Origin of the sequence: Virgibacillus doumboii, assembly GCF_902806455.1 — a bacterium.
Lineage (GTDB): Bacteria > Bacillota > Bacilli > Bacillales > Amphibacillaceae > Lentibacillus > Lentibacillus doumboii.
Genome location: NZ_CADCWQ010000001.1, coordinates 3031525 through 3058357, shown reverse-complemented (window position 1 = coordinate 3058357; position 26833 = coordinate 3031525). Strand labels below are relative to the sequence as shown.

Sequence of the window (26833 nt, the reverse complement as noted above, 5' to 3'; positions counted from 1 at the left end):
GGCGAATAGCTCTTTTTATATAATTGATATTCAGAATTCTGCTTATATTATGTTACAATTTTATTACGTTTGCTATAGATACATAGTTTTCTAATAAATTTCTACTATTTTAAATCGTCTAAGATGGATGCAAAGGGGGAAGATGATGAAAAGACTAATAGCAATCATCGGATTTTTTGTACTGGTGTTTACTTTTTTAAGTTTTGGTTATACATATACAGCACATGCCGATGAACAGGACAGACTTGAAATAAAAGTGGAAGCTGGTTTAGATGGAAAAGCGAAACAACAGCAAGGGTATCCTGTTACTTTAACGGTTACGAACAATAAAGAGAATTTCAATGGGGATCTGGTTTTCACATTACCTGTTGGCAACAAAGTAATACCCATTGACATTGCATCCGGGACAACAAAAACAATTTCCTTCTCATTACCAGCTATGGAGGAAATGGGAAGATTTAGACAGGGTCCTTATCAAAATGAGCAACAATTCCACTTATATGAGGGCGATTGGAAAAATGGTAATGAGGTATCGATTGATTCCAGCCTGGAAGTAACTCCTGCATATATTCAACCTGACAAACTGGTTATTGGTGTGCTTTCTGACCGGCCGGATAGTTTGAATTATTTAAAGTTAACATCATTTTATGGCAATAATCCTGAAGTTTTTACATTGGAGGCAAGTGATATACCTGAAGATGCAGAGGGACTTGAAGTCCTTGATCTGCTTGTTATCAATGATTATTCGGTTGCTAAATTACCGGAGGAGATGCAAGAGTCCATTAAAAACTGGGTGCGAAATGGTGGAACTCTTGTTACGGGCAGTGAACCAGGACTGCAGAAGCAGTTTGGTACGCTTGCAGACGTATTGCCATTAACAATTACAGGGACAGAAACTGTTCAAAAGATTCAAGGCTTCGAAAAACTGTACAAGGAGCCAATCGAAGCGAATAACCTGGAATTGTTTACCGGTGATATCGATAAGGAAGCTACTGTCTTGTATAAAGAAGATTCCATACCTTTAGTTGTTGAGAAAAAATTCGGAAGGGGCTCAGTTAATCAAGTAACCTTTGATTTAGGGCTTTCGGCATTGTCAAACTGGAAAGGTAATGCCCCATTATGGCAATCAATTGGAAGCGATATCAGCAGTCCAAACCCAGGAATGAATGTTGTTAATATGCATATGGGTGATAGATTGGCGGACCTTTCCAGAACTTTTCCAACGCTGGCAAATTTTAAGGTTTCAACGCTTTCCTTGTTATTTGCAGCATACTTGTTGGTGATTATTCCTGTTCTTTACATTGTTTTAAAAAGAATGGACAAACGGGAGTGGGCATGGCTGGTCATTCCTGCGCTGGCAATTGTATCAAGTGTCGGACTATATGGAGTAGGAGCAAAAGATCGAGGCGGCTCTGTAAAAACCAATACAGTTTCTGTAATTTCCGTCAATGAACAAGGGATAGGCAGTGGTGAAGGTGCAATATCGATGCTGTCTAAAGGATCTGGTTCGTATACGTTATCCCTCGACAATAAGCTTGATCCATTACCTGCAGGAAGACAATACGGCCCACAGCCACAGCAATCGCATTCTGATTTACCATATGTTGAAGCGAAAGGTAACGAATCAATTGTTCAATTTCAGCATGTTGAATTTTGGTCACCCCGCAGTGTGGCAGTTGATTATCCTGTAAAAGAATATGGTCAATTCGCATCGAATTTAACACTGAGCAATGGTGAAATTACCGGCAAAATTACGAACAGCTTTGACTATGATTTTCAGAATATCTACTTAATCAGTGGACAGAACTATCATGAATTTGGAGAGTTAGCTGCCGGCGAGTCAAAAGAAGTTAGTTTCAATGTGCGAAACAAAGGCTTTTTCCAGGGAGAGCCAACAGAACAGGTTGCCTTTAAATTATTTGGCCACCCAGGTCAAATGGGGCAGCGGAATGATGAACAATTAAAGTCAGATCTCTTGGCCATGGCAATTAGAAACCATATAGATAGTAACGTCAATTCACCCAGATTAATCGGGTTTACCGAAGGATCGCTAAATCCAATAACTGTAAACGGGGATGAAACTGTCCAGAACAATCTTCACCTATTTACACAACCGGCAACGATTCAAATACCTGAAGGGGAAACAAGTTCGGTTTCATCGGAAATAAAATTGCCAAAGGTATCCACCGTCAAAGGTCAAATCTTTCACAATGGGATTGGACGGGGTGAGCCTTTCATTGATGCTGAAGCGGGCACCTATTTATTGACGTATGAACTGCCAGAGTCTTTGAGTAAGCAACCATTTGAGTTAGCGGAATTAGGGATACGCATTAAGCATCGCAGAAATGGTGCAGCCTTTTCGCTTTATAACGTTAAAAGCGATACGTATGAACCGATTGAGCAAAATTATGCTACCTTTAATCAAAAGGCAGACGAAAACTATCTAAAAGATAATGCAATCGTGCTTCGTGTCAGTATAGCTGCACAAGGTCCAATAGATGTTCCAACTGTTACTGCTGAAGGAGTGATAAACCCATGATTGAGATCCTGAATTTAACGAAACGATATGGTTCATTTACAGCACTCGAAGATCTTAACTTAACCATTGACAAAGGTACTGTGTTTGGGTTTGTCGGTCCAAATGGTGCAGGAAAATCAACAACTTTTTCCATTTTGGCAACGCTTTTGGCACCGAGTGAAGGGACTGCATATATAAACGGGTACGATGTGACGAAGGATCCGAAGCAGGTTCGCAAGCATATTGGATATGTACCTGATTTCTTTGGTGTGTATGATCAATTTAAAGTACATGAGTATTTGGATTTTTATGGTGCCAGTTACGGAATTTCAAGCACTGAAAGAAAGACAATAATTCCGCAATTACTGGAACTAGTAAATTTAACAGAAAAAATAGATGCCTATGTTGATTTGTTATCAAGGGGAATGAAGCAGCGTCTTTGTTTGGCAAGGGCATTAATTCATGACCCGGAGGTTTTAATACTGGATGAGCCTGCTTCCGGGCTCGATCCCCGTGCCAGGGTTGAAATGAGAGGAATATTAAGGGAACTTAAAAATATGGATAAGACAATCATTATTTCATCTCATATTCTTCCGGAGCTGTCAGAGCTCTGTGATGAATTAGGGGTAATTGAAAACGGCCAATTAATTGCACATGGGAATGTCGGCCAGATTGAAAACCAGCTGCAAGCACAAAAAGTATTGTTAGTAACAGTAAATGAAAATGTAGAGCAGGCAATCTCGTTTTTTGAGGATGACCCTAATGTGCTTGAGATTGACCGGAGTGAACAAGATACTCAACTATTACAGCTATCGTATCAGGGAACGGACGATGAGCAAGTGGCATTATTGAAAAAAGCCGTAAACAGTGGATTACCTATCTTAACGCTTTCACAAAAACAAACGAATTTGGAAGACATCTTTATGGAAATTACCAAGGGAGGTGAGTAGATGAGTCGATTACAAGGATTATTCATCAACCCTGTCTTAAATAAAGAGATTAGATTAAGGTTTCGATCATTCAAAAATTTTGTAGGTATCTTTTTATTCTTGGCTATATGTGGGGCGGTTTGCCTGGCGTTCATCTACACCGAAACACAGTTTACTCGTGATAGTTTTACAGCTGCAGATAGTAAAAATTTATTTATGCTGCTTTCGATGGGTCAGCTTGGTTTAATCATTTTTATTACGCCTGGACTGACAGCAGGATCGATCAGTGGAGAGAGGGAAAAGCAGACCCTGAATATTATGCTGACAACTCAACAGTCATCAACATCGATTATCTTGAGCAAGCTGTTTTCTTCAATATTATTCCTGACATTAATGTTAATCGCATCTTTACCGTTATACAGTATTGTTTTCCTGTATGGTGGTGTGTCACCGCAAATGGTACTTACAATGTTTGGCTATCAGTTATTGACAATGCTGGCATTAGGAAGTATAGGAATCATGTTTTCGACGATTATGAAGAAAACAATCGTATCTACTATTACCACGTATGGAGTGATGCTGTTCTTAGTTATAGGTACACTGATTCTGTTTTTTATCATGATGCGCTTAATCCTTGGATTTTCGCAAGGACCTGTGGGAACTGGACAAACGAATAACAACATTTTGCCATACCTGGTTCTGATATTTAATCCTGCAGTCGCGATGCTCTCATCGTTTGATATGAATCTGTTTATGTATCAATTTCGGCAACTGGGTATTGACTTGCCGCTTTGGACAGGATTTACGCTTGCTTATTCCACAATTACGTTGGTTATCTTACTAATTGCAGTTAGACGTCTGCGGCCCAGTACTAGAATTAAGTCAAAGAAAATGAAGAAGGGGTAATCTATGGATCAGTTTTTTCGGTTGCTGAAAGAAGTGAAAAGAAAACTAAGGTTACAAGTTGCAGTTCATACCTTGTATACCTTCCTTCTAACGTGTGCGGGGATTACGTTGCTGTGGGCAGTGGCCAGCCGGTTTATAATCATTCCTTATGTAGACATTAAAATTGCAATAACAATTGTTCTGGTTATTGTTGGTTTTCTCGTTTACTTTTTTTGGAAAAAACCAACCAATCTTGAGGCAGCCAGGAAATTTGATCAACAGGGCTTGGATGACCGTGTAACAACTTCTTTTCATTTTAAGGATGAGACATCGGATATTGCCGAATTGCAACGAAAAGACACCCTGAAAAAAATGAAGCAGGTATTACCGGATATTAAGCAGGAAAAGGTCAACTGGTTTCAATGGAGGAAATTAGCTATTTTCTCCAGTCTGCTGCTGGTTGCGTATCTTGGAATTCTTTTTCCAAATGATGCAATGGAAGCTGCGAAGGACAAGGAAGAAGAACAGGAAATTATAAAAGAGAACAAAGAAAAGGTTGAACAGTTCACTGAAAAACATAAAGAAAAAGCAGGGAAAGAAGCAGACGAAAAGCTGGATAAGCTTCTTGAAGAAGTAAAACAGGAAAAGAAAGCTGGGGAAATGAAAGAGGATTTGCTGCGGGCGGAAAAGCAGCTGAATGAACTGAAGGAGCAATCCGAAAACAGCCAAAAGCAATTAAATAAGCTGGCAAAACACTTACAGTCAAAAGGACTAAACAGCCTGGCAAAGGCTATCAATCAAATGAATCCAAAACAAATGGAAAAGCAAATGGCAATGCTGAAGGAGCAACTGAACGATTTGAGTGAGGAAGAATTAAAGGCCTTACAGAAAAAGCTAAAGTCAGCAGCCAACTCAATGGGAATGGATAGTGAAGCACTGCCTAAAGGGGAGTTATCCAAGGAACAGCTTGAACATTTAATGTCTAAGATGGAAAAACAACTGAAGGACCTTGCAAAATCTGCCGGAAATGAATCGAAGCTAGCAGCAGCACAGAAGGATTTACAACAACTTGCCAAAAATATGAACCAGCAAATGGCAGCTGCCGGACTTGGTACACCGGGTTCACTGGCATTTTCAAGTGGTCCATCATCATCAGGCAGCACGTCAGGAACTAGTGGTCCATCAGGTCAAAGCGGTCAACAAGGGAAGTCTGGCTCTGGTAGTGGCTCAGGGTCCGGAAACGGGAGTGGCACCGGTTCGGGTAGTGGATCAGGGTCTGGAAGCGGTTCAGGATCGGGCAGTGGCTCGGGCTCTGGAAGTGGGAGCGGTTCAGGTTCAGGCAGTGGGTCTGGTAGTGGTGGTAATGGTGCAGGTCTCGGTGCCGGCAACCATAACCTAACTGTTCCCGAAAAACTGGATGGTAAACAGAACCGGGAAGTAGATACAGGTGAATTGGGTTCGGGGCCAAGTGAACAACAAATCGCTCCAAACGCACCAATTGTGCCTGGGGAAGTGCGTTCATATGGTGAGGTTTACCAGCACTATGAAAATACCTACCGTGAGAGCTTGGAACGAAACGATTATCCGGACCATTTACAGGAAATAATCAAGGATTACTTTTCCGATATAAAGCCAGCGGAGGGAGCGAATTAGTATGGAAGCAGTAAATGAACAAGAGTTGATGGAAGTAAAGGAACGGATTGAAGCAGTGAAATCAGAAATTAGTCGCTTCATCGTTGGACAAAGTGATGTTGTCGAGCAGCTTCTCTGGGGAATATTTGCTGAGGGACATGTCTTACTGGAAGGGCTGCCTGGTCTTGGGAAAACAATGCTAGTTCGTAAAATTTCCGAAGTTATGGACCTGCAGTTTTCACGTGTACAGTTCACCCCGGATTTGATGCCAACAGATATTACGGGAACAAACATGATCCAGCCAAATGAACAAGGAGGGCAGTCATTCGTTTTTCATCAGGGTCCACTTTTTTCTAATATTATTTTGGCGGATGAAATTAACCGTGCGACGCCGAAAACCCAAAGTGCGTTGCTTGAAGCGATGGGGGAGAAAACCGTTACGGTAATGGGAGAAAGGCATACATTGCCGGAGCCATTTTTTGTGCTTGCTACCCAAAACCCGATTGAATTGGAAGGGACATATCCGTTGCCGGAAGCACAAATGGATCGGTTTATCATGAAAATTGATGTCGCCTATCCAACACGTGAAGAACTAAAGGAAATCGCAGTAAGGACGACCGGATCGAGTGTTCAAGGTCTGGAAAAACTTGTTGATGCATCCTACGTTGTTCATGTCCAGCAAATGGCTAAGCACTTGCTGGTAGCAGATAATGTATTGGATTATGCCGTTAATGTAACGATGGCGACGCATGCGGATAATGAGTATGCAACAGGTGGTGTGAAAAATTATGTCCATTACGGTTCTGGACCGAGAGGACTGCAGAGTTTAATCGCCATTGCGAAAGTTCGGGCATTATTTGATGGACGTTACAATGTATCAATGGGAGACATAAAAAAGGTAGCTTATTCGGTGCTTCGTCATCGCTTGTTTTTAAATTTTGAAGGGGAAGCTGAACAGGTCGATAAGGATCAGTTAATCACAGAATTGCTTAAGAATGTAGAAGAAAGGTCGTGAGCCGATGACTACGCTTCTACCGCCAGTCCTGTCCAAACGTCTTGCTAATTTTAAACTTACCTCCAAGCGCATTGTTCGGGGAGGTCATAAGGGTGAGCGGCGGTCACAGCGACAGGGAACCTCCTTGGAATTTTCCGATTATCGTCTGTATAATCCTGGGGATGACCTGAGGCAGATTGATTGGAATACATATGCGAGAACACAGAAATATTATGTTAAACGCTTTTTGGATGAACAGGAGCTTTCGGTCTCCATCTATTTGGATTGTACGAAATCAATGGGCGTTACGAATGAAAAGTGGGATAGGGCAAAGCAACTTGCTGCATCATTCACATTTTTAACCTTAGCAAATTCAGACCGGTTAAGCTTTATTCCAGTTGCTTCCCCCTCTGGCATTTACCCGTATACAAAGGGAAAGGCAATGACGAATAAAGTCATCCATTTTATTGACGAAGTTTCCGTAGCGAATGGGGAAGAACGATTTGGTCAGCATCTGGTCAAGAAGTCAAACCAAGGAAGAAAGGGAAGTCTTAATGTTATAATCAGCGATTTCCTGGATGATCCTGCCAACTTGTTTTCGGCAATTAAAAAGATGCAGGCACGACACCAGCAAGTATTGCTTATTCAAGTTGTGTTGCCGGAGGAAGTTGACCCTGACTACATAGGTGACCTGCAACTTGTTGATATCGAGACAACTGGACGGCGTGAAGTATCGATGTCTCCTAAAGTTATTGATAACTACAAGCAATTATTTGAAAACCATACAGACAAAATCAAATCGTTCTGTCACCGGCGGGGAATGGAGTTAATTATCTGTCCTACTTCTACTAGCTTGGAAGAAACGATTTTTTCGTCAATAATGCGTAAAGGCTGGATCGGGAGGTGAAGGTATGGGGTTTCTGGCACCGATTTCTTTCTGGTTTTTAAGTACTATTCCAGTATTACTTGTATTCTATTTCTTTAAAAAGCAATATGATAAGCAAACCATTTCGTCTATTTATCTATGGGAACGCACCCTCCAGGAATGGGAGTCGGATCGCTGGTGGAGCAAACTTCAGAAGAATTTATTATTACTTCTGCAGCTCCTTATCCTGTTGTTTCTGATTTTTGCGTTGACTCGTCCATATTTTGTTGGTGAGGAAGTAAGCGGAGATCATCTGGTTATCGTCTTTGATTCATCGGCAACAATGATGGCCGAACAAAGTGGTAAGACGAGGTTCGCTGAAGCAAAACAACAGGCACAGGAGATAATTGACCAGTTGGGAAACGGTCATAAAGTTAGTGTGATTCATGCCAAAAAAGACCCTGTCCTGCTTGCTTCCAATCAGACAAATCATGCGGCTGTCCTTGATAAAATAGAAGACTTACAGCTGACCTACCAGCATGAGAACCTTAGTGATAGTGTGCAATTGGCACAGTCGTTGATCCAACAGGAGACAGGCGAGGTGCATATATTTACGGACAATCTGGACAAGGATAGCCTATCTGGTCAGAAATTTTCTAATCCAATCATTGTACATAATAGTCAAGTATCACAAAAAAATATATCTATCCAAGCGTTTGGTGTTAAACAAACCGGTAATCAAGTCGCTGCGATTGTTACCGTGAAAAATCAATCGTCAGAAGCTGCTGATGTTACACTGTCGGTCAGTAATGATGGAAATGCATTGGAGCAGTTAACGGAAAATATTCCGGCAAACGAACAGCAAACGATTAGCCTTAATAATTTACCTGTTCATGATTATTACCAGGTGAAAACAGATGATGATGCCTATTCGTTGGATAATGTCATGTATGCTTTGTTACCGAAACAGCTATCGTCATCGATTTATTTAGTGGGTGAGGTTAATTCGTTTATCGAACAGGCACTTCTGTCGGCTGGAATGCAAGTAACAACGGTTCCAAAAGATGAAAATGGCAACTATTCTTTTCCCGAACAGAAGCCGGAAGCCATTTACCTGTTATCGGGAGTTGAAGCTGATCAATGGCCAGCCGGACCGAAGTTGATTTTTTCTCCTTCTGTTGGAGGACCTTTTGATGTGGAAGAAAAAATAGAATTAAACTATGGCTTAAAACAAGTGATGGATGACCCGATATTATCCTATTCCAATGTAAGTAACGTTTATTTAGGTCAGGCATATCCAATTGGTAATTGGAACGATTTGCAGCCACTTGTTCAAAGTCGCGACCAGGTTATCATCGGCAAAGGGACGTATGAGAAGGCCCCGATGATTTTATTTGCATTTGACCTGAATGATTCGGATTGGCCGCTTCAGCCAGGCTTCCCGATAATGCTTGCGAATAGTATTGAAGAATTAGCAGGAAGCGGGGAATCACTGGGCTATTATAAGCCATTGGAAACTGCAACAATTAATTTATCAACAGTAACAGAGGAAGCGGTAATAGAAAGATTGGACGGTGAAAATGTTAAAGAAATAAGTTTTAGTCAACCAGAGTTAACGATGCCAAGTAAACCAGGAATCTATCAACTTCATGAAAAATCAGCATCCGGGTCGTTGTTTAGCTATTTTGTCGTTCAGTTGGATAATGAAGAACGGACTATTAAATCGGCCAAATCCTTTTCCGTTGATGTTGAGGGGCAGGAAGAGCGTTCTGCACAATTATCTAAACAGGAAATCTGGCGTATTTTTGCTAGCATAGCTTTAATTTTATTGTTTATCGAGTGGGAGGTGTATCGACGTGGCATTTCAAGTCGATAATCCCTTATGGTTTCTCGGATTCATTCCAATGGTTGTCGTTCTTTATTTATACTGGCGGTCCAATAGTTTACTATCTGGTGGCAGAAAGATAGTCTTGACAGTTCTGCGCACGATTGTTTTCACCCTGATTATTCTGGCATTGGCAGGGGTACAAATACTTTGGCCAATCCAACAGATGGCTACTGCTTTCGTTGTTGACCGATCACACAGTATGGCTGATAACGAAGAGTTTGCGCTGAAACAAGTAAATGATGCAATCAATGGCAAAGCTCCGGAAGATCAAGCAGGTATAGTGTCTACTGGAAGAGAAGCTGTAGTAGAAACTCCTTTATCTGATCAGGGAGATGGTATTCAGTCGTTTCAAACCGAAGTGAACCGTTCCTATACGAACCTGGCTTCTGGATTACAGTTGGCTGGAAGTTTGTTTTCAGCGGATGATAAAGGTCGGGTTGTGTTAATGACAGATGGCAATGAAAATATTGGTGATGCCCTCAGGCAAGCAAGTTATTTAAATAAACGGGGCTACATTGTTGATGTTATGCCTTTTGAATCGGTTTATAAGGACGATGTTGCGATTTCATCCTTTGATGTACCGGAAAATATCTATTTAGGTGAACAAGCAACCCTTTCCATGACAATAGACAGCAGCATTGATACAACAAGCCAAATACGCATCACACAGGATGGAGAAACGATCATTGATCAAACCGTTGAATTGAATAAAGGAACGAATCAATTGGCGTTTAACCACTTGGTTTCAACGGACGGATTTCATACGTTTAATGCAGAAATAGTCAGCGAGGGAGACCAGGTCATTGAAAATAATCAGTTGTCAGCATTTGCTGAAACAAAAGGTTTGCCGAATGTTTTGATTGTTGAAGGGAAAAATGATGCAGCAGCTAACCTGGAAAAAGCGCTTGATGCCTCCGCGGTTCAGGTGGAAACAATACCTCCAGCGTTATTGCCTGGACAATTAAGCAGTTATTTGACGTATGACTCAATTATTTTCAGCAATGTATCTGCCCATATGACTACGGGAAAGCAAATGGAATTAATTGAACGTGCGGTAAAGGACTTTGGGGTTGGTTTTATCATGACTGGTGGTGATCAATCGTTTGGTGTTGGTGGTTATTTTAAAACTCCGATTGAGCGATTGATGCCAGTAAATATGGATCTAAAAGGAAAAAAAGAACTGCCTTCACTTGGTCTGTCAATTGTTCTTGATAAATCAGGGAGCATGATGGGAAGTAAAATTGCATTGGCTCGTGAAGCGGCTGCCCGATCAGTTGGACTGCTAAGGGAAAAAGATACGCTTGGGGTAATTGCCTTTGACTCAGCTCCCTGGCAGGTGGTCGAACTTGGGCCAATCAATGATAAGGAAGAAGTGCTAAAGAATATTCGCTCGATAACAGCAAGTGGTGGTACAGATATTTTCACACCATTATCTCAAGCCTACGCTCAAATGGAGCCCTTGGAATTAAAGAGGAAACACATCATACTGCTGACGGATGGTCAGTCAGCGACATCGATTAACTATCGGCAAATGATTGAAGAAGCACAGCAAAAGGGGATAACCTTATCAACGGTAGCGATTGGAATGGGAGCAGATGGGCCATTGTTAGAAGAAATGGCCCAGTTGGGTGGTGGCCGTTTTTATCAGGTGCAAAACGACTCCAGTATCCCAACGATTTTATCCAGAGAAACTGCATTGGTCACCAGAACATATATTGAAGATGATCCGTTTTTTCCTAAGCTTGTCAGGGCTTATGGATGGGGATCGTATTTTGAAAATGGTGTTCCACAGATGAATGCTTATATTGCCACAACCCCAAAAGGTCGGGCACAGCAAATTTTAACAAGTGAAAAAGGTGATCCGGTTTTGACCAGGTGGCAATATGGGTTAGGCAAAACAGTTGCCTGGACATCGGACTTGTCCGGAAAATGGGCTGGTAATTGGCCTGCGTGGAAAAATTGGTCTCCGCTGTGGAATGATATTGTCACCTGGACATTTCCACAATATCAAAAGCAAACCTATCAAGTATCGAAAAAGATTGAGGGAAATCAAGTTACACTTAACGTAACAGCAGCAGATAATGATCCAGCCAATTTAACTGCAAATCTGGTAAGTGAAACAGGGGAAGAAGTCGACTTCAACCTGCAACCAAAAGCTCCGGGAGAGTATCAAGGAACTTTTGAGGCTAGTGAATCCGGTGTTTACTTTTTACAAATATCCGAACGGCAAAATGAAAAAGTTGTCGGCTCGTTCAAGACAGGAATCGTCGTTCCGTATTCAAAGGAATATACATTCACGCCTACGAATGATCACCTAATCGAAGAAATAGCTTCAGCGGGCGGTGGTCAGGTAATCGAAAACCTGGACAATGTCTTTTCACCAGAGGATTTACCACCTCGTTACGATAGACAGGATTTATTTTATCTATTACTGGCCGTGGCATTGCTTTTGTTTATGGTGGATGTGGCAGTTAGACGGTTCCGAATAAATTTTGCATTTGTTACGAAATTGAGCTCAGGGTTGAAAAAACAACGGAGTAAGGTAAGTGAGGTCACAGAAAAAAGGTCTGCACAGCTTGGTCAATTAAAACAAGCATCAACGAAAAAGACTGCTCCACAACCGAAGCAGACGAATCTACCAGTTAAACAAAAACCAGACCCACCAAAGAAAGGGAAACAGAAAGAAAAAATGGAAAGACAAAAACCGGTTGAGAAGTCCAAACCAAGCCAAAGTAATGGTGGTGAAAGCAAAGAAGAAAGACTGGCCCGATTACTGAGTGCAAAAAAACGTGGAGGAAAATAAATGTTGATTGACTTATCTGCTTTCTATCCAAAGGGCTGGTGCCATTCAATAAAATATTTTTTCATAATGATTCGTTTAATGATTTGAATGAAATTATTGATAAAGATGTTGATAGGCGAATAAGACTTCTTGCTGAAGAAATGATTGATTTACAGGAGAGTATGGAATAAATAAGAGAATCGCATTCCGCACTAGGCAATAGTATGGGATGATCTTAGAAACTGTAATTCAAAACTTTTTAAAAGGTTTTTCTAATCATGTTTAATTTTTGGTCTATACATTGCAAATAATAACAACCAATATCCGACGCAATATAGGGAACAATAATCCATGATATTTCAGGAAAGGGGATTATAGATGAGAAAAGTAATTTTTTTATCCCTAATGATGACCGTGATGTTGAACTTGATCGCAATGTCCACTAGTGCCGAAGAAAAACGCAATAAGGACCTTATCGAAATGATCAATGCGTTTATACCTGCAAACGCAACGCTGGTAAGTCCTGAACAGCCTGCTTCAACTGAACTGCTTCAGCTGTATGATTTTGACGATGACGGAAGCGAAGAAATTATTTTTACCTATGAACTGAAAGCGGAGGAACAACCTTCTCCATCACAGCACGGTGCAATTATTTTAAAAAAAGTCAATGACGAATGGAAGAAAATATGGGAAGCAGAAATACAAGGTGTCGGATTAGATTATTCGGGATTGGCTGATATTACCGGTGATGGGGTGAAAGAGTACTTGTTCGGTGTAAGGATTGGTGCATCAGCCGGAAATCAACTTGGGATTTACCAATGGCAAAATAATTCTCTAACAATGATAGCAGAAGTTCCTTATCATAAGTTGGAGCTTCTAAGCAATAATGGGATTGGATTAGCGGTCTGGCAAAGGTATGTCGCCGACACTTATCTAGTGTATGTCCTTACATGGGATGGTCAGCAATTAGTTTTTGATGAAGGGTTATTTTCTGAATACTATCCTGTTATTGAAAAATTTCACAAAGATAAACTGGCACAAATGAATGCCTGGTTCTACTGGTACACGCTTGCGGATGCTCAGATTAAAGCAAATTTATTGGATAAGGCCGAGAAATCTATTCAAAAAGGTATTTCGATAGCCGAACAATCTTCTTTAACCTATGTGGTTGAAGATTTCAGGGATTTAAAAGAAAGACTTGAAAATAAGAAAAAAACAAACTAAGCCAGGCGGATTCAAGTCCATGGATAAAAAAGTGATAGCGGTATTTTATAAACATTCTTCATCAGAAAACAATAATAAAGGTCATCATTTTCCACTCTGGATTTTGTTGACCTTTTCAAAAATTATACTCCAATACTAATAACTGTTCATGCCATACACATAATCAGTTTTCATCCATTTTATGATTCGGACTGATTCCATGCCAAAACAATTCCACAATCTGATTAGCAGTTTCGTCTGTTGAAGGAAACAGTTTATCTTGTTCACGATTGACATTGCCTGTTTTCATAAGTGCGAGGTATGCATGAACGGCAAAACGTGGATTTATTTTACGGATTTCATTTTGTTCCATTGCCGCGATGAACACACTTTCCAATGCCTGGTACAGATTCCCTTCAGCTTGCTGGATTCGTTCCTGTTGTTCAGCTGACAACGCATTTTCCATTCCTTTTGTTAATCCGTTCATATCAATATCAACAGTTGCTTGCAGGTGTGCATTTGTTATTTTTATAAGCCGCGCCTTTAACGGAAGGTTTTCCTGTAAATAGCCGGACATTTTTTCCTGGATATGAATCATCATTTGGACCATTGTTTCGGTAAATAATTCTGCTTTGCTGACATAGTAATAATAGATAGTTGCTTTCGTTACGTTGCACGCTTTCGCAACATCATCAACGGAGATATTGGGATATCCTTTTTCCAGGAATAGACGGGAAGCTGTCTGGATAATAAATTCATTTGTTGGCTGGGTTAGGTCATTTGCCCGTGGTCGACCTAATTGACGTTCGTTTTTCCTCTTCAAAATGGCTCGCTCCTTGTCGTTACTTTTAAAAATTATACCATACAATTCTCGGCAGTTGATAATTAACTAACCAGTATATATAATTATGAAATATCAACAGGTTTTTATTGAACGGGAAGGAAGATTGGATGGACAATTTTTTATATAAATGGGGAAAAACAGTTGCAGGGAAAAAGAGCCGGTTTGCAACGCCGGTGATTTGGGTGCTGATTATTGGTATTCTGACAATTGCATGGCCGCAAGTAAACAGCGAGACAACCACTTCACAAAATTTGCTGCCTGAAGATGCCATGTCGAATGAAGCAGCGGCCTTAATGGAGGAGCAGTTTCCTGATAACAATGGTGTTCCGTTACTGATGGTGTGGCATCGTGATGATGGGTTAACGGATTCAGATTATAATACTGTCAAATCGGTGTATCAGGAGTTAACGGACAATCCACTCACACATCAGTCACTTGTGCCGCCGCTTGGAAAGGCACCTGCAGCCGCACTGAAGCAGATGGCCTCCGATGACGGAGAGGCACTCATTACGCCGGTGTTTTTTGAAAAAGCTGCGTCAACAGATGAGTTGCAGCAGGATATGAGTATATTGAAAGAAAATGTAGCGAATATAGCTGGGAATAATACGTTTAATGGGGCGATTTCATCCGATGAATTACAAACACGATTAACCGGTCCGGTGGGCATTCAAACTGACGCCGTCGAATTGTTCAGTCAGGCGGATATCACATTATTAATCGCAACAGTCGTACTTGTGTTAGTGCTATTAATTGTGTTGTACCGGTCACCGATATTGGCTGTTGTGCCGCTTATAAGTGTTGGGATTGCTTATGGAATCATTAGTCCACTGCTTGGATTTATGGCACGGGAAGGCTGGATAGAGGTTGATTCACAGGCGATATCGATCATGACTGTATTGTTATTTGGTGCTGGGACGGATTATTGTTTATTCCTGATTTCCAGATATCGTGATGAATTACAGCTTGAGGTTAATAAATATACTGCACTGCAAAAAGCGATCGCCCATTCCGGTGGAGCAATCATGATGAGTGCGATGACAACGTTTATTGGACTATTCACGTTGTCCCTTGCACAATACGCCTCCTATGACCGTTTTGCCGTACCGTTCAGTCTGGCTATATTGATTATGGGAGTTGCTGTAATTGCTTTCTTGCCAGCCATTTTAGCATTACTTGGCAGAACAGCCTTTTTCCCATTTATTCCCCGCACGGAAGAAATGGCAAGGAAATTGGAGGAGAAAAAGGGCAAACCCGTTCGGCATCCGAAAACAAGGAGCTGGTTCAGTAAGGCAGTCGGCAGGTGGGTAACGGAGAGGCCATGGCTGATTATTGTTGTCTGTACCCTTTTTCTTGGTGCCGCAGCATTGATCGTTCCAAAAATACCTTATACATATGGGCTGCTTGATTCATTTCCAGAAGATATGCCTTCACGGGAAGGGTTTGCTGTTATTGCGGACCACTATCCCCCAGGTAAAGTTGCCCCTGTCCAGGTAATTGTTGATTCGGAAGGGGAAAATGTATCCATTCAGCATGCACTTGCCTCGATGGATACTACAGAAACCGTCAGTGATCCAAAAACCGGGAAAGAAAATCTGGACTATCAGGCGTATGAGTTAACACTGGCAATTGATCCTTACTCGGAAAAAGCGATTCATATGATACCGGATATAAAAGACGCTGTGGCAAAAAAACTCCAGGAGGCCGGAATTGCGAATGCTGACGGGAATGTCTGGATTGGCGGCGAAACGGCAACGCTCTACGACACCAGACAGGTTACAAAGCAGGATCAGAATATCATCATTCCGGTGATACTCATTATTATTGCAGTCCTTTTACTTGCCTACTTGCGATCAATTACGGCCATGTTGTATTTAATTGTAACAATTCTGCTTTCTTACTTTTCTGCTCTGGGAATAGGCTGGTTACTTATTCATTATGGGTTGGACGTACCAGCCATGCAGGGATTAATTCCTCTATATGCATTTGTTTTCCTTGTAGCGCTTGGTGAGGATTACAATATTTTTATGATGTCGAGCATCTGGAAAAATCGTAAAAAAATGCCGCTTAAACAAGCAATTTCGGAAGGCGTTGGGCAAACGAGCGGTGTAATCAGTTCAGCAGGATTAATTCTGGCGGGAACTTTTTCGGTTCTGGCTGTCATGCCGCTCCAGGTTTTGGTCCAATTCGGCATTGTCATGGCAATTGGTGTTTTGCTGGATACGTTTGTTGTCAGACCGTTACTTGTCCCGTCCATTACAACTGTGCTTGGAAGGTTTGCTTTTTGGCCCGGCAAGCTGTGGAAGAAGAACTCCCATGAGAAAGGCTATAATGAGGGAAAATAGAAATGACAGGATGGGAAAGTGAATCAAAGCTATGTCTTTGATTTGCTTTCTCTTTTTACATTTAGCTGTCCAATTAAAAATTTTGCTAAGAAGGAATTTTTTACTATCTGCCGAAGATTAGTTACTTAATAGTGACTAATCTTTTAATTTTTGTAACGAATGCTTTAAAAAAGGTACTAACAATACGAGGGGGGAGGGCGATTTTGAAAGAATTCACTGAACTATACAGACTATATCCCAAGGAATTATACAACTACTTGTTTCATCTAACCAAAGAACAACTGTTGGCGGAAGAGCTGGTTCAAGAAACATTTTATCAAGCGTACAAATCAATACATCGATTTAAAGGTAATTCTTCAATAAAAACGTGGTTATATCAAATTGGAAAAAACGTTTATTATAAACATTTAATAAAAAATCCAACTATATATGGTGAGTTCAACGAAAATGATAAAAATGCTGCTGATCTTTCAACCCCTCCAAAGGTATTGGAAATGAAAGAACAAGAACAGCTATTATTGCAATCAATTAAACAACTAAATTGGCCGTATAATCAAGTAATTATTCTTCGTAGTTTTAATGATCTGAGTTTTAAAGAGATAGGGGATATTTTCCTTAAGAGTGAGAACTGGGCAAGAGTTACTTTTCATAGAGGTAAGCATAAGTTGAAAGAAATTATAAAGAGAGGTGAAGAATTTGACAAATAGCTGTAAAGTAATTCAGGACTTATTACCGTTGTATGTTGATAACGTTACAAGTAATGAAAGTAATTTACTGGTTATTAATCACTTAGATGAATGTGAAAATTGCAATCAAATGTATCATGATATGAAAAATGATATGTCTATTAGCAGTCATAATGTAGAAGAACTTCCTGAATATAATTTAAAACAGTTAATAAATAGAATAAAAAAAAGGAAAATAATAAATGCTGGTTCGATTTTAGTCATATTCTCAATACTAGGCTTCTTATTAGGAGGATACCTATTTTATGCAAACAATTTCATCATAAACAGAGTTCAGCCAATACCTTTAACATTTGAAAATCGAAATACATACGATAATCCTGCTGAAAAAGTAAATCTTGAATCATCGATTTTAAAATCGTATCAGGTGAATCATAAAGATGTTATGCCAGGATACTATGACATTGCAGCGGTTGAAGGTAATGTTGATATCGGTGGAATTCATTTAAGTGAAGGTCAACAGTACGTTGGTAAACAATTTTATAGTAATAATCTTATTTCGGTAAGAGGAAATGGATATGCACAACTAGTGCCGGCTAAATTTCAAAAAGAAACCATGAATAATAATACCTACAAGTTCCATAACAAGTTTGGAAAATATCAAGCTGGTATTGAAATTGAACCAGGAACATATGAAATACAAGTATTAAATGATTTAGAAACTCCCTTTTATGTTTTTACAACTATTGATAACTTTAGTGAGGATTCCTTAAATAAGCGGAGCATTGACATAAAGGACTCCAAGGTTCATACCTTTTCGGTTAAAAAAGGTGAATTCATCAATATTTCAAATTGGTCTAAGGAAGAAACGGATATAACAGTAAAATTAACTAAGATTTCTGATTAGATTCTGGATCCTAAAGGAAAGTCGAAGGAATATTTACATCAAATGCTGAAAAAACATCGGCGTTAAGCGAATAAGTTTTTGTATCCCTGCCCACAACTGAAACTAATCCTAATATTCAAACGTATAAAAGATTGATATAGATATAGACGAGGATGAGTACATATGAACGTGTTACAGGTTAAAAACCTCCGGACAGAAATGAATCAGGCCGTTCTGCTAGATGGAATTACATTTGAAATCAAGCCTTCTTCCGTAACAGCGCTTGTTGGTCATAATGGTGCCGGCAAGTCGACACTGTTTAAAACGATAATGGGGGTTATGGCTAAGTCAGAAGGTGAAATCTGGATCAACGAAACACACAGCCAGGATGATGACTTTCTCTCCTTTAAACAAATGATCTCCTATTTGCCGGAAGAACCGTTGCTTTTGACAGAATTAACAGTTAGGCAGCATTTTCAGTTGTATGCAATGAGTTATGCAATTCCGGAAGATAAAATGCAAAACTTGCTGAATCGGCTGGTTCCCGGTTTTGAGCTGGAGGATAAATTAGATGAATATCCGGAGGCTCTTTCAAAAGGGATGCGGCAAAAAGTGCAGACAATCTGTGCATTGCTCCCCGATGCACCTCTTCTGCTGATCGATGAGCCGTTTATGGGGCTGGATATTTACGCTATGGAATATTTGGAAGAACTGATTCATGAAAAGGCGCAAAACGGGACAAGTGTTTTACTGACCTCCCACCAGCTTGAACGGGTAAAGGATATTGCTGAAAATCACATAATGTTGCAGCATGGCAAGATACAAAGTCTTGGACCGATAGCTGATTTTCAGACAATCAAACGGAGGTCCGTCGATGACTAGGAGAACAAATGAAGCCAGTACATATTATTTTATCCGGAAAAGCCGGTTCCGTAAAAAGAGAAAAATAAACAAAATGGCCATGGAAGTCATGGTTGATAAAATAACAGCCGTTTATTTGGTTCTTTTGGGCGGGTATGTATTTGCAAGCATATTTATCTTTGGCGATGCGCTGGATAGCTTTCAGGAAGAGTTCTTATTTATAGAATCGAATGCTGAGGCAGGATTCTGGCTGATTTTGACCGCTCTGCCGATTCGCTATATTTTCAAGTCTTTCCGTGAGCCGGGGGTATTGTTTTCCAGCACGGAATACCAGTTGACGCTTCTCCCATACAGCAGGGGAAGAATCTGGTTATATATATTTCTGGAAAAATTGATTAAGCGATTACTGATATCAGTTGCGGCTGCAAGTCTGGTAATTTTGTTAACTCCTATTTCCGCATCAATTGTTAGTGCATATGTATCCATTTTTCTATTATATGAAATCATCTTGACTGTTCCGCAATGGGTGCTGTTTCAAAAGGGTTTCTGGGTTAAAGTTGGATGGCTTTTGGCTGTTCTTGCGATAAATAGTGTTGGCGTATTGACTGGTTCACCATTTGTCGGTTTGGCCCAGCTTGTGCTGATTATCGTAATTAATCATTACCTGCTTTCACGTTCTATATTCGATCGGGTTCAGTGGTCGAAGGTAACAGAAGTGAATGATTTTCAGATATGGAAAATGTTCCTGATTTCGGCGGCATCCCAGACTAAGTTTAAGCGGCAGAAGACATTCAGTATCTTTCAGAACACGAAAAGGGCGAAGAAGCCATTTCAATCAGATAAATCAATCCATAATAGATTGTGGCGAATCTATCTGGCTAAAAATTTGCAGCTCCTATTCCAGGTAATAGGTGTACTTATACTGATGAATATCGTATTTGTTTTTATGTCTGATTTTATCTATCATCTTGGCATCGCGGTTTCAATTTATGTGTTGGCTGCAATCGCGGGAAGTTTCTTCGGAGACAGGATGCAGGCAGACATTTTGGAAGTATTGCCATGGAATTTGGAATCATTTAAAAAATCCTACTTTAAGTGGGTGGCGACAGGTGCAGGATTAGTGCTGATTCCAATTGTAGTAAACGAGGCTTTGAATTTTTCCATGTGGACTCCTGTGAAACTGGTATTTTATGCGAGTGTGTTTCTATTGATCTATCATGTTAATGTGAACAAAACAATGACACTGTTGGCGAAACAGTCGCGTTATTTTCAGATAGATGATGGTATCGCGGTAATATTTCTCATTGCTGTTGTGTTCAGTGGGACCTATCCTGTATTAGCATTTGGATTTATTGTTGTTCTTTTGTTGCTGAAAAGACAGGTGAACTTTTCTCTGAGTTGAGACAATGGTTCCTTATCTCAATGCTGTACGTGAATGGAGGGGACACGATTGGCAAATATAAGACAGGCGTTGGTCCAGGAAGCGAATGTCCTGAGTAACATCGCGATGGAATCAAAGGCTTACTGGAATTATGATGCGGATTTTTTAAAAGCATGTGAAGCGGCTCTGACCATCAGCAAAGAGGATATCAAGGGCCAGCATGTTTACGTTTTGGAAGAGGATAATGACATTATTGGATTTTTTTCCTTGGTGAATGAGGGCAAGGAATACAGTTTGGATTTCTTCTTTATGCGAACGCAATATATCGGGAAGGGCTTTGGAGGAATTCTCTGGGAAGGTGTAATAAGGGTAGCCTGGGCTTTAGGTATTACCAGTTTTTTAATTGACAGTGATCCTTATGCAAAGGGCTTCTATGAAAATATGGGCGCTGTTCATATCGGGGATACACCTTCTACTGTTTTCAATAATAGGCAGCTTCCACAAATGAGATACGAGATTAATAGATCAAAGGAGTGTTGAATAGTGCTTTTTGAATCGTCCAGGATTAAGTTAAGAAAAATGATCTCCGATGATGTTGAACTCTATCATAAATGGAGAAACGACATGGAGGTTATGCAGTCAACCAATCCTTTTTTGGACATGCATTCACTTGAGTCGACAACAGTGTTTGTAACAAATACGATTATCGGAAGTCAGTCCTCCAAGTGTTATGTCATTCAGGAAAAAGAAACAGAGAAACCAATCGGGATCACCTCGCTCATTAATATAGACTATAAAAATCGTAACGCGGAATGCATTATCGATATTGGCGAACGGGATTATTGGGGAAAAGGATACGGAAAAGAAGCAATGAATCTGTTGTTGGAGTATGCCTTTCTTGAAATGAATTTGCACCGGCTATCGTTAAGCGTATTTTCATTTAATGAAAGAGCAATCAAACTCTATGAAAAAATTGGCTTTCAGCATGAAGGCAAATCACGGCAAAGCTTATTCAGAAATGGTGAATGGCATGACATTATACATATGGGAATTCTGCAGAGTGCGTTTAGAAGATAATAGACCAAAGCGGGTGACGTAATGAAAGCGCCGGAATCGATACTTTTCACTTGGAGAAAATTTGATGACTTTCCAATGGATACATTAACGAACGTATGGATTTATCATAATTCGAGCGGTAAGAGGCAAAGGGATGTGTCCTTAATGAAAGCGCATCGAAGCAAGTATGGTGTTTCGGGCAATTGCTTTGACTTAGCTATATGGCTCCATGATGAATTTACGAAAGATGGGATACAGGCTTATCCCATTGGGCATGATTTGCAAACGGAGGATGCACACGTGGCGGTGATAGCTGTAGATGAACAGGGAAAACGGTTTTTGTGTGATTTGGGGGATCAGTGGCTGCAGCCTATTTTAATAGATGCAGAAAGTGAAAATTATACAAATGAAAAGTTAGGTGGCTATTTTCCAGCTGCAGAAATTCAGGTGTGTCCGGGAAGCAGAGAAGTAGAAATTTTGTACCATCGACCGAATGGAAAAGTCTCCAGTCAGACGTACGATACGGAACCAATTGATATGTCCGATTTCCTGAAAGCTGCTGAATACTCTCAGAATAAAATTAAGTCTCACCCTCTTTTGGAATGCAGAATACCATATAAAGACGAAATTGCCCATTGGGAATTCAACAATTGGAAGAGCTATCTAAGTACAAGTGAGGGGTTATTTAAAGAAGAACCTTTGGTGACTATCGAGGAATGGGCTGAAAGAATTAACAAAAGATCGGGTTTTAAGAAAGCATTTCTTGTGGAATCACTGAATATATATTAGTGAGACAGCCTTTCCCCATGTCTCATTAAAAAGTGATATAATGAGAATAATAATTCTTTGGAGTCTGTGGGGTGATTTGAGTGTCATTACCAAAAGGAGAACGGATATATACGTATGCTGATTATTTAGCCTGGTCAGAGGATAAGAGAGTGGAACTTTTTGATGGAATTCCTTATTTGCAAGCCGCTCCTTCAAGGATTCATCAAAAAACACTATCAGAGTTGCACCGACAAATTGCGAATTTTCTAGTCGGAAAAGAATGCGAGGTTTACCCGGCACCATTTCATGTTGTATTGGACCTTGAGAAAGATATTGAGAATGAAAAGGACAGCCATAACGTATTTGAACCTGATATTAGTATCATCTGTGATAAAGCAAAACTTGATGACCGTGGTTGCATAGGCAGTCCGGATATGATAATCGAGATCGTTTCTCCTGCAACTGCCCGAAAAGATAAGATTGAAAAATTTAATAAATATGAGCAGGCTGGTGTTAAAGAATACTGGATTGTCGAGCCCCAGGAAAAAATTATTAGTGTTTTCACGCTTCAAAAAAATCAGCGATATGGCCGACCGAATTTATACGCAGAAGAGGATCATGTTACAGCATCTACGCTTAGTGGATTGACTGTGGATTTGAAAATGGTCTTTTCTTCATAAATCAGCTGAGCCCAAGTGTATACACCTTTATACTGAATGTGAGTTATTACGTTCATTTATGTTATAGTTGTAAAAAAAGCTAAGGGGAGAGATTATGATGGATCAAAATCATTTTTTACTATTTGACCAACAACAAAAACCAATCCGCCTCCAGGCAGAACGTGTTGCGTTTTATCGTCAGGGTAAATTTATCGAAGTGATAAGTGAAAATAACGAACTGTACTATTTGTTTTTTTACAAAAATCAATTCCTTACTGCAGCAAAAGCAAAACGAATAAGACGACGTTCATATATTGCGCACGCTTTTAAACAAGGCCAGGTTTTTGACGCACCACATCCGTTCATTAACACACTGCTTTCCGAGAATCACCCCTGCAAAATTGTCAGTTTCAAGCCATTATTGAAAATGCTGGAAAAGCATTATACTCCCCAGGAAAAAGCATTTATCCTAACCTTCTTTGAATCGTTTATCCCGAAAAAAACATTATTTCATGAAATAAAATCAATCTTTTATGTGTACCGCCGTAATGGACAGGGCTTTCTGGGCTATCGGATTATCCGTATATTAATGGGTTTTGCTCCGAATCACAGTTTGGTAAAAGAGCTTTCCGGCGATTCAATGTTCCAGAACTATGCCAACCTGTATAAAGAGAAGTCCGAGGACTTGTTCGAAAAAGATCCGATTTTTGCCGAAAAAATCCTCTATGCACGGAAGGATAGCGATCAATCCTTTAATCAATTGAAAGAACTACTCGAAAAAGACTCCCGTTGGATAGATTTAATTGCCTTGTATTGCTACAAACTAACACAGACACCTGCAGAGGATTATTACATTTCCCTTATCAGCATACTGGAGCAGCATGTAACTGATGATGATAAAGTAAGCATACTGGAGAAGCTGGATTCCCGGTTATCATCATTTCCTCCACTTAAACAGGATTTGTTTAACATCTATGTGAACTCCCACAAAATTGAAAACGTATCACACATGATGCGTCAAAATAAGCTCACCCTCAGTAAAGCACAAGTTTCCACCCTTGGTAATGTACTGGAACAGTTAGATACGGATGCCGGTTGGCTTAATCCGGACTCGCTTACTGCATTGCTAAGTCCAATTATTGATGAATACCCCGAAAAGGCAAAAGCACTTCTCTATAAATTTGTTACTTCCTTACTAAAAACGCACGAGCCGGCGTACGTCAACCAATGGCTTGAACCTTTCAAAAAATCACCTGAAGCGCAACAGTTGATTAGAAAAATAGATACCATGGATAAACTGAGTGACGACCTGGACCAGATGCAGACACTTGGCGAGTTGTTTTATGAATTCGGGCAGCTGGATAAAGCGATTGACTGCTTCAGCTGGGAAATGGAATTGAAGCCAACGCAGCCAAAGCCTTTGCAATGGTTATCCAAAATCTACCGTGAAATGGGCAAAAAACACGAATCAGAAGCCTATCAGCAGTTGTGTATTAATTTGCAGAAACATGCCTAACGCAAGGAGTTATTTACCCTCATCATAAATGCTATGTCTGATTATTATTGTTATAATGGGAGTAAGGATATCGCAAAGATCTTGTACGATTAGTGATAAAGGATGTGTCTGGATGAGTGCGGGAAAAATAACAAATGAATTATTTTTGGAAATTTTGGATGTACTTGATGAAAGACTCAGAGAAAATATGCTCAACTTGTCATTAAGCATATATGGCGGTACGGTAATGATGGCCTGCTACGATGTTAGACCGGCAACAAAAGATATTGATGCAATATTTGAAACTTCCCCGCAGATTAAAACTATATTGACTGACATCGCTGAAACATATGGATTAGCTGAAGACTGGATTAATCAGGATATTAGGGAACCACTGAAATATGTTAAAAAAGAGAATTTGAAAGAATTATATACGTACAATCACCTCAAAGTCTTCGCCCCCAGTCCGGAGCAGATGCTGGCGATGAAAATAATGTCATCGAGAGCGGAGCCATTCAAGGACTTTGCTGATGTGGAGTACTTAATAGAATTCCTCGGACTTGAAACACTTGAGCAGGTACTGGATGTTTTTGATACGTATTTCGGCAGGAAATTCCTGCGTGATCGACAAAAAATGTTCCTGAACTATGTTGGAAAGGATCTGGGTAAATCATGGAAAGAGTTTACCGTTTGATACAAGCAACTGATTTTAATTTTGCATTAACCAATCTATTAATTGATTTGTATTCTTCTGATTACCAAAAACATTTTGAGGGGTTGGATTTTGATGAGCGGGAGATAGATGCACTCAGCCTGGAAGATCGGGAAAAATTGACTATAGTTGCTGCAGTCGCGGAGTATGTCAGCAATCGGAAACAGGGTGCAACATTATATAATTGGGTTTTTTCAGCAAAATTGAAATTGGACAAACCATACACGCCAGGTGTGGAGAACGGGAGTATCGCACGTGTAAAAAGAATCATATCTGCTCCGAGAGAATTTGCGTGTCGCAATGTATTTTTTGATGAAGAAACATTGAAGCCGGTTTAGCTTTTAAATAAGGTGTAAAATTAAAACAGGGCCTGCTTCGCTTTTCCAATTCATTCTACTTACAAATTTGTCTATAAACTATTACAATAATAAAAGAAGATTTTTTTGCAGTTAATAAAGTATAATTACTTTCTTACTGCATAAGTGCTACTAAGGCTTTCGCCATTAAGGCTTGGCGATAAGCCAAGTTTTCTAACGAGGATGAATTGGAATGGACAACAACGCTTCGGACAAAGCATCACTTCTGACTGATTTGAAGTCTTTATTTAAACTAATCGTTTTGATCGCCAATGCCGTACCTGTATTTGCGGGTTTTTGGCTGGCCTTATATTTTACAGAGTCATCTTTTACAGCGCATATAGATACGTTTTTATATACGATAATTGGAAGTTCGCTGGTAATGGCGGGAGCACTTGTCATCAACAACTGGTATGATGTCGATATTGATACCGTAATGGACAGGACCAAATCACGTCCGACGGTTACGGGGACTATTCCGCTCCGTGCTGTACTATGGATTGGGATAACAGCAACTGTATTGGGCTTTATGCTGTTATCATTTACGACACTTGAAGCGGTCTTTTATACATTTATCGGATGGTTTACCTATGTTGTTCCTTATACAATGTGGTCGAAACGCCGGTACACCCTGAATACGGTGATCGGCAGTATTTCCGGTGCAGTGACGCCGCTAATCGGCTGGGCTGCATTGGAACCAGCATCACATATTGTACCAATTGTATTGGCACTCATAATTTTCCTCTGGCAGATGCCGCACACATTTGCGATAGCCATCCGGAAATTTGATGAATATAAAGCGGCAAATGTTGCCATGCTACCGGTAATCCATGGTATGGAAGTTACCAAACGTCAAATGGTAGTTTATATAGCTTGTCTGCTGCCACTTCCGTTTTATTTATTTTCACTTGGTACAGCGTTTGTTGTGATTGCAACCGTGCTTAATATCGGGTATCTGGCACTGGCAATCAGTGGATTTTTTGCCAAGAATGATTTGAAATGGGCGCGCAAAATGTTTTTGGTTTCCGTTAATTATTTGATGATTATCTTTGCTGCGGCAATCATTGTGACAATACCATTAGCTGGATAGA

At 40.2% G+C, this 26833-nt stretch carries 23 protein-coding genes; 22 read left to right on the top strand and 1 reads right to left on the bottom strand.

Translation table 11 applies throughout. From position 1 onward, the window contains the following. The first annotated feature begins 145 nt into the window (after positions 1-145). The 9 genes from G6R02_RS15330 to G6R02_RS15290 all read left to right on the top strand — a co-directional run bounded on the left by G6R02_RS15330 (position 146) and on the right by G6R02_RS15290 (position 13717). Positions 146-2539, top strand: a complete 2394-nt coding sequence (locus G6R02_RS15330) for a hypothetical protein (RefSeq protein WP_164670106.1) — start codon at positions 146-148, stop codon at positions 2537-2539. Further along, positions 2536-3468 carry an ABC transporter ATP-binding protein gene (locus G6R02_RS15325; RefSeq protein ID WP_164670105.1) on the top strand — a complete coding sequence of 311 codons (933 nt, stop codon included), beginning with the start codon at positions 2536-2538 and terminating at the stop codon, positions 3466-3468. Before G6R02_RS15330 ends, G6R02_RS15325 begins: the two co-directional genes overlap by 4 nt. Continuing rightward, complete coding sequence (locus tag G6R02_RS15320; RefSeq protein ID WP_164670104.1) at positions 3469-4353, top strand: ABC transporter permease; 885 nt, start codon at positions 3469-3471, stop codon at positions 4351-4353. 3 nt (positions 4354-4356) lie between these two features. Continuing rightward, complete coding sequence (locus G6R02_RS15315; protein ID WP_164670103.1) at positions 4357-5985, top strand: hypothetical protein; 1629 nt, start codon at positions 4357-4359, stop codon at positions 5983-5985. Position 5986: 1 nt separating this feature from the next. After that, positions 5987-6979 (top strand): AAA family ATPase, encoded by a 993-nt coding sequence (locus G6R02_RS15310; protein WP_164670102.1) that lies wholly within the window; start codon positions 5987-5989, stop codon positions 6977-6979. A 4-nt stretch (positions 6980-6983) separates the two neighbouring features. Then, complete coding sequence (locus tag G6R02_RS15305; protein ID WP_164670101.1) at positions 6984-7865, top strand: DUF58 domain-containing protein; 882 nt, start codon at positions 6984-6986, stop codon at positions 7863-7865. 4 nt (positions 7866-7869) lie between these two features. Further along, positions 7870-9699, top strand: coding sequence for a vWA domain-containing protein (locus G6R02_RS15300; RefSeq protein ID WP_164670100.1), 1830 nt, complete (start codon positions 7870-7872; stop codon positions 9697-9699). Continuing rightward, positions 9680-12514, top strand: coding sequence for a VWA domain-containing protein (locus G6R02_RS15295; protein ID WP_164670099.1), 2835 nt, complete (start codon positions 9680-9682; stop codon positions 12512-12514). Before G6R02_RS15300 ends, G6R02_RS15295 begins: the two co-directional genes overlap by 20 nt. A gap of 357 nt (positions 12515-12871) precedes the next feature. Beyond that, the gene (locus G6R02_RS15290) at positions 12872-13717 is read left to right on the top strand and encodes a hypothetical protein (protein WP_164670098.1); all 846 of its coding nucleotides are present in this window, start codon (positions 12872-12874) and stop codon (positions 13715-13717) included. Positions 13718-13880: 163 nt separating this feature from the next. Here the strand turns inward: G6R02_RS15290 and G6R02_RS15285 are convergent, their stop codons facing one another. Beyond that, positions 13881-14519 carry a TetR/AcrR family transcriptional regulator gene (locus tag G6R02_RS15285; RefSeq protein ID WP_164670097.1) on the bottom strand — a complete coding sequence of 213 codons (639 nt, stop codon included), beginning with the start codon at positions 14517-14519 and terminating at the stop codon, positions 13881-13883. Positions 14520-14647: 128 nt separating this feature from the next. On the opposite strand from G6R02_RS15285, the gene G6R02_RS15280 reads away from it, so the two are divergent. The 13 genes from G6R02_RS15280 (at position 14648) to cyoE (ending at position 26832) form a co-directional block, all read left to right on the top strand. Next, complete coding sequence (locus G6R02_RS15280; RefSeq protein ID WP_164670096.1) at positions 14648-16882, top strand: MMPL family transporter; 2235 nt, start codon at positions 14648-14650, stop codon at positions 16880-16882. A gap of 203 nt (positions 16883-17085) precedes the next feature. Beyond that, a complete protein-coding gene (locus G6R02_RS15275; RefSeq protein WP_164670095.1) occupies positions 17086-17589 on the top strand; it encodes an RNA polymerase sigma factor in 504 nt (167 codons plus the stop codon). Continuing rightward, positions 17579-18475 carry a zf-HC2 domain-containing protein gene (locus G6R02_RS15270; RefSeq protein WP_164670094.1) on the top strand — a complete coding sequence of 299 codons (897 nt, stop codon included), beginning with the start codon at positions 17579-17581 and terminating at the stop codon, positions 18473-18475. Before G6R02_RS15275 ends, G6R02_RS15270 begins: the two co-directional genes overlap by 11 nt. A 162-nt stretch (positions 18476-18637) precedes the next feature. Further along, a complete protein-coding gene (locus tag G6R02_RS15265) occupies positions 18638-19336 on the top strand; it encodes an ATP-binding cassette domain-containing protein (RefSeq protein ID WP_164670093.1) in 699 nt (232 codons plus the stop codon). Beyond that, positions 19329-20717 (top strand): hypothetical protein, encoded by a 1389-nt coding sequence (locus tag G6R02_RS15260; protein WP_164670092.1) that lies wholly within the window; start codon positions 19329-19331, stop codon positions 20715-20717. Before G6R02_RS15265 ends, G6R02_RS15260 begins: the two co-directional genes overlap by 8 nt. A 105-nt stretch (positions 20718-20822) precedes the next feature. Then, positions 20823-21236: a GNAT family N-acetyltransferase gene (locus G6R02_RS15255; protein WP_246202631.1), complete on the top strand. Its 414-nt coding sequence runs from the start codon at positions 20823-20825 to the stop codon at positions 21234-21236. Between the two features lie 3 nt (positions 21237-21239). Then, positions 21240-21773 carry a GNAT family N-acetyltransferase gene (locus G6R02_RS15250; protein WP_164670090.1) on the top strand — a complete coding sequence of 178 codons (534 nt, stop codon included), beginning with the start codon at positions 21240-21242 and terminating at the stop codon, positions 21771-21773. A 21-nt stretch (positions 21774-21794) separates the two neighbouring features. Continuing rightward, positions 21795-22541: a hypothetical protein gene (locus G6R02_RS15245; RefSeq protein WP_164670089.1), complete on the top strand. Its 747-nt coding sequence runs from the start codon at positions 21795-21797 to the stop codon at positions 22539-22541. Positions 22542-22621: 80 nt separating this feature from the next. After that, entirely contained in the window at positions 22622-23200 is a 579-nt protein-coding gene (locus G6R02_RS15240; protein WP_164670088.1) for a Uma2 family endonuclease, read from the top strand. A gap of 97 nt (positions 23201-23297) precedes the next feature. Continuing rightward, the gene (locus G6R02_RS15235; protein ID WP_164670087.1) at positions 23298-24695 is read left to right on the top strand and encodes a tetratricopeptide repeat protein; all 1398 of its coding nucleotides are present in this window, start codon (positions 23298-23300) and stop codon (positions 24693-24695) included. A gap of 112 nt (positions 24696-24807) precedes the next feature. Beyond that, on the top strand, positions 24808-25368 hold the full coding sequence (locus tag G6R02_RS15230) for a DUF6036 family nucleotidyltransferase (RefSeq protein ID WP_164670086.1): 561 nt from the start codon (positions 24808-24810) through the stop codon (positions 25366-25368). After that, the gene (locus G6R02_RS15225) at positions 25365-25724 is read left to right on the top strand and encodes a hypothetical protein (protein WP_246202582.1); all 360 of its coding nucleotides are present in this window, start codon (positions 25365-25367) and stop codon (positions 25722-25724) included. The genes G6R02_RS15230 and G6R02_RS15225 overlap by 4 nt, the downstream gene beginning before the upstream one ends. 211 nt (positions 25725-25935) lie before the next feature. Continuing rightward, positions 25936-26832, top strand: coding sequence for a heme o synthase (cyoE, locus tag G6R02_RS15220; protein ID WP_164670084.1), 897 nt, complete (start codon positions 25936-25938; stop codon positions 26830-26832). Position 26833 lies beyond the last annotated feature (1 nt).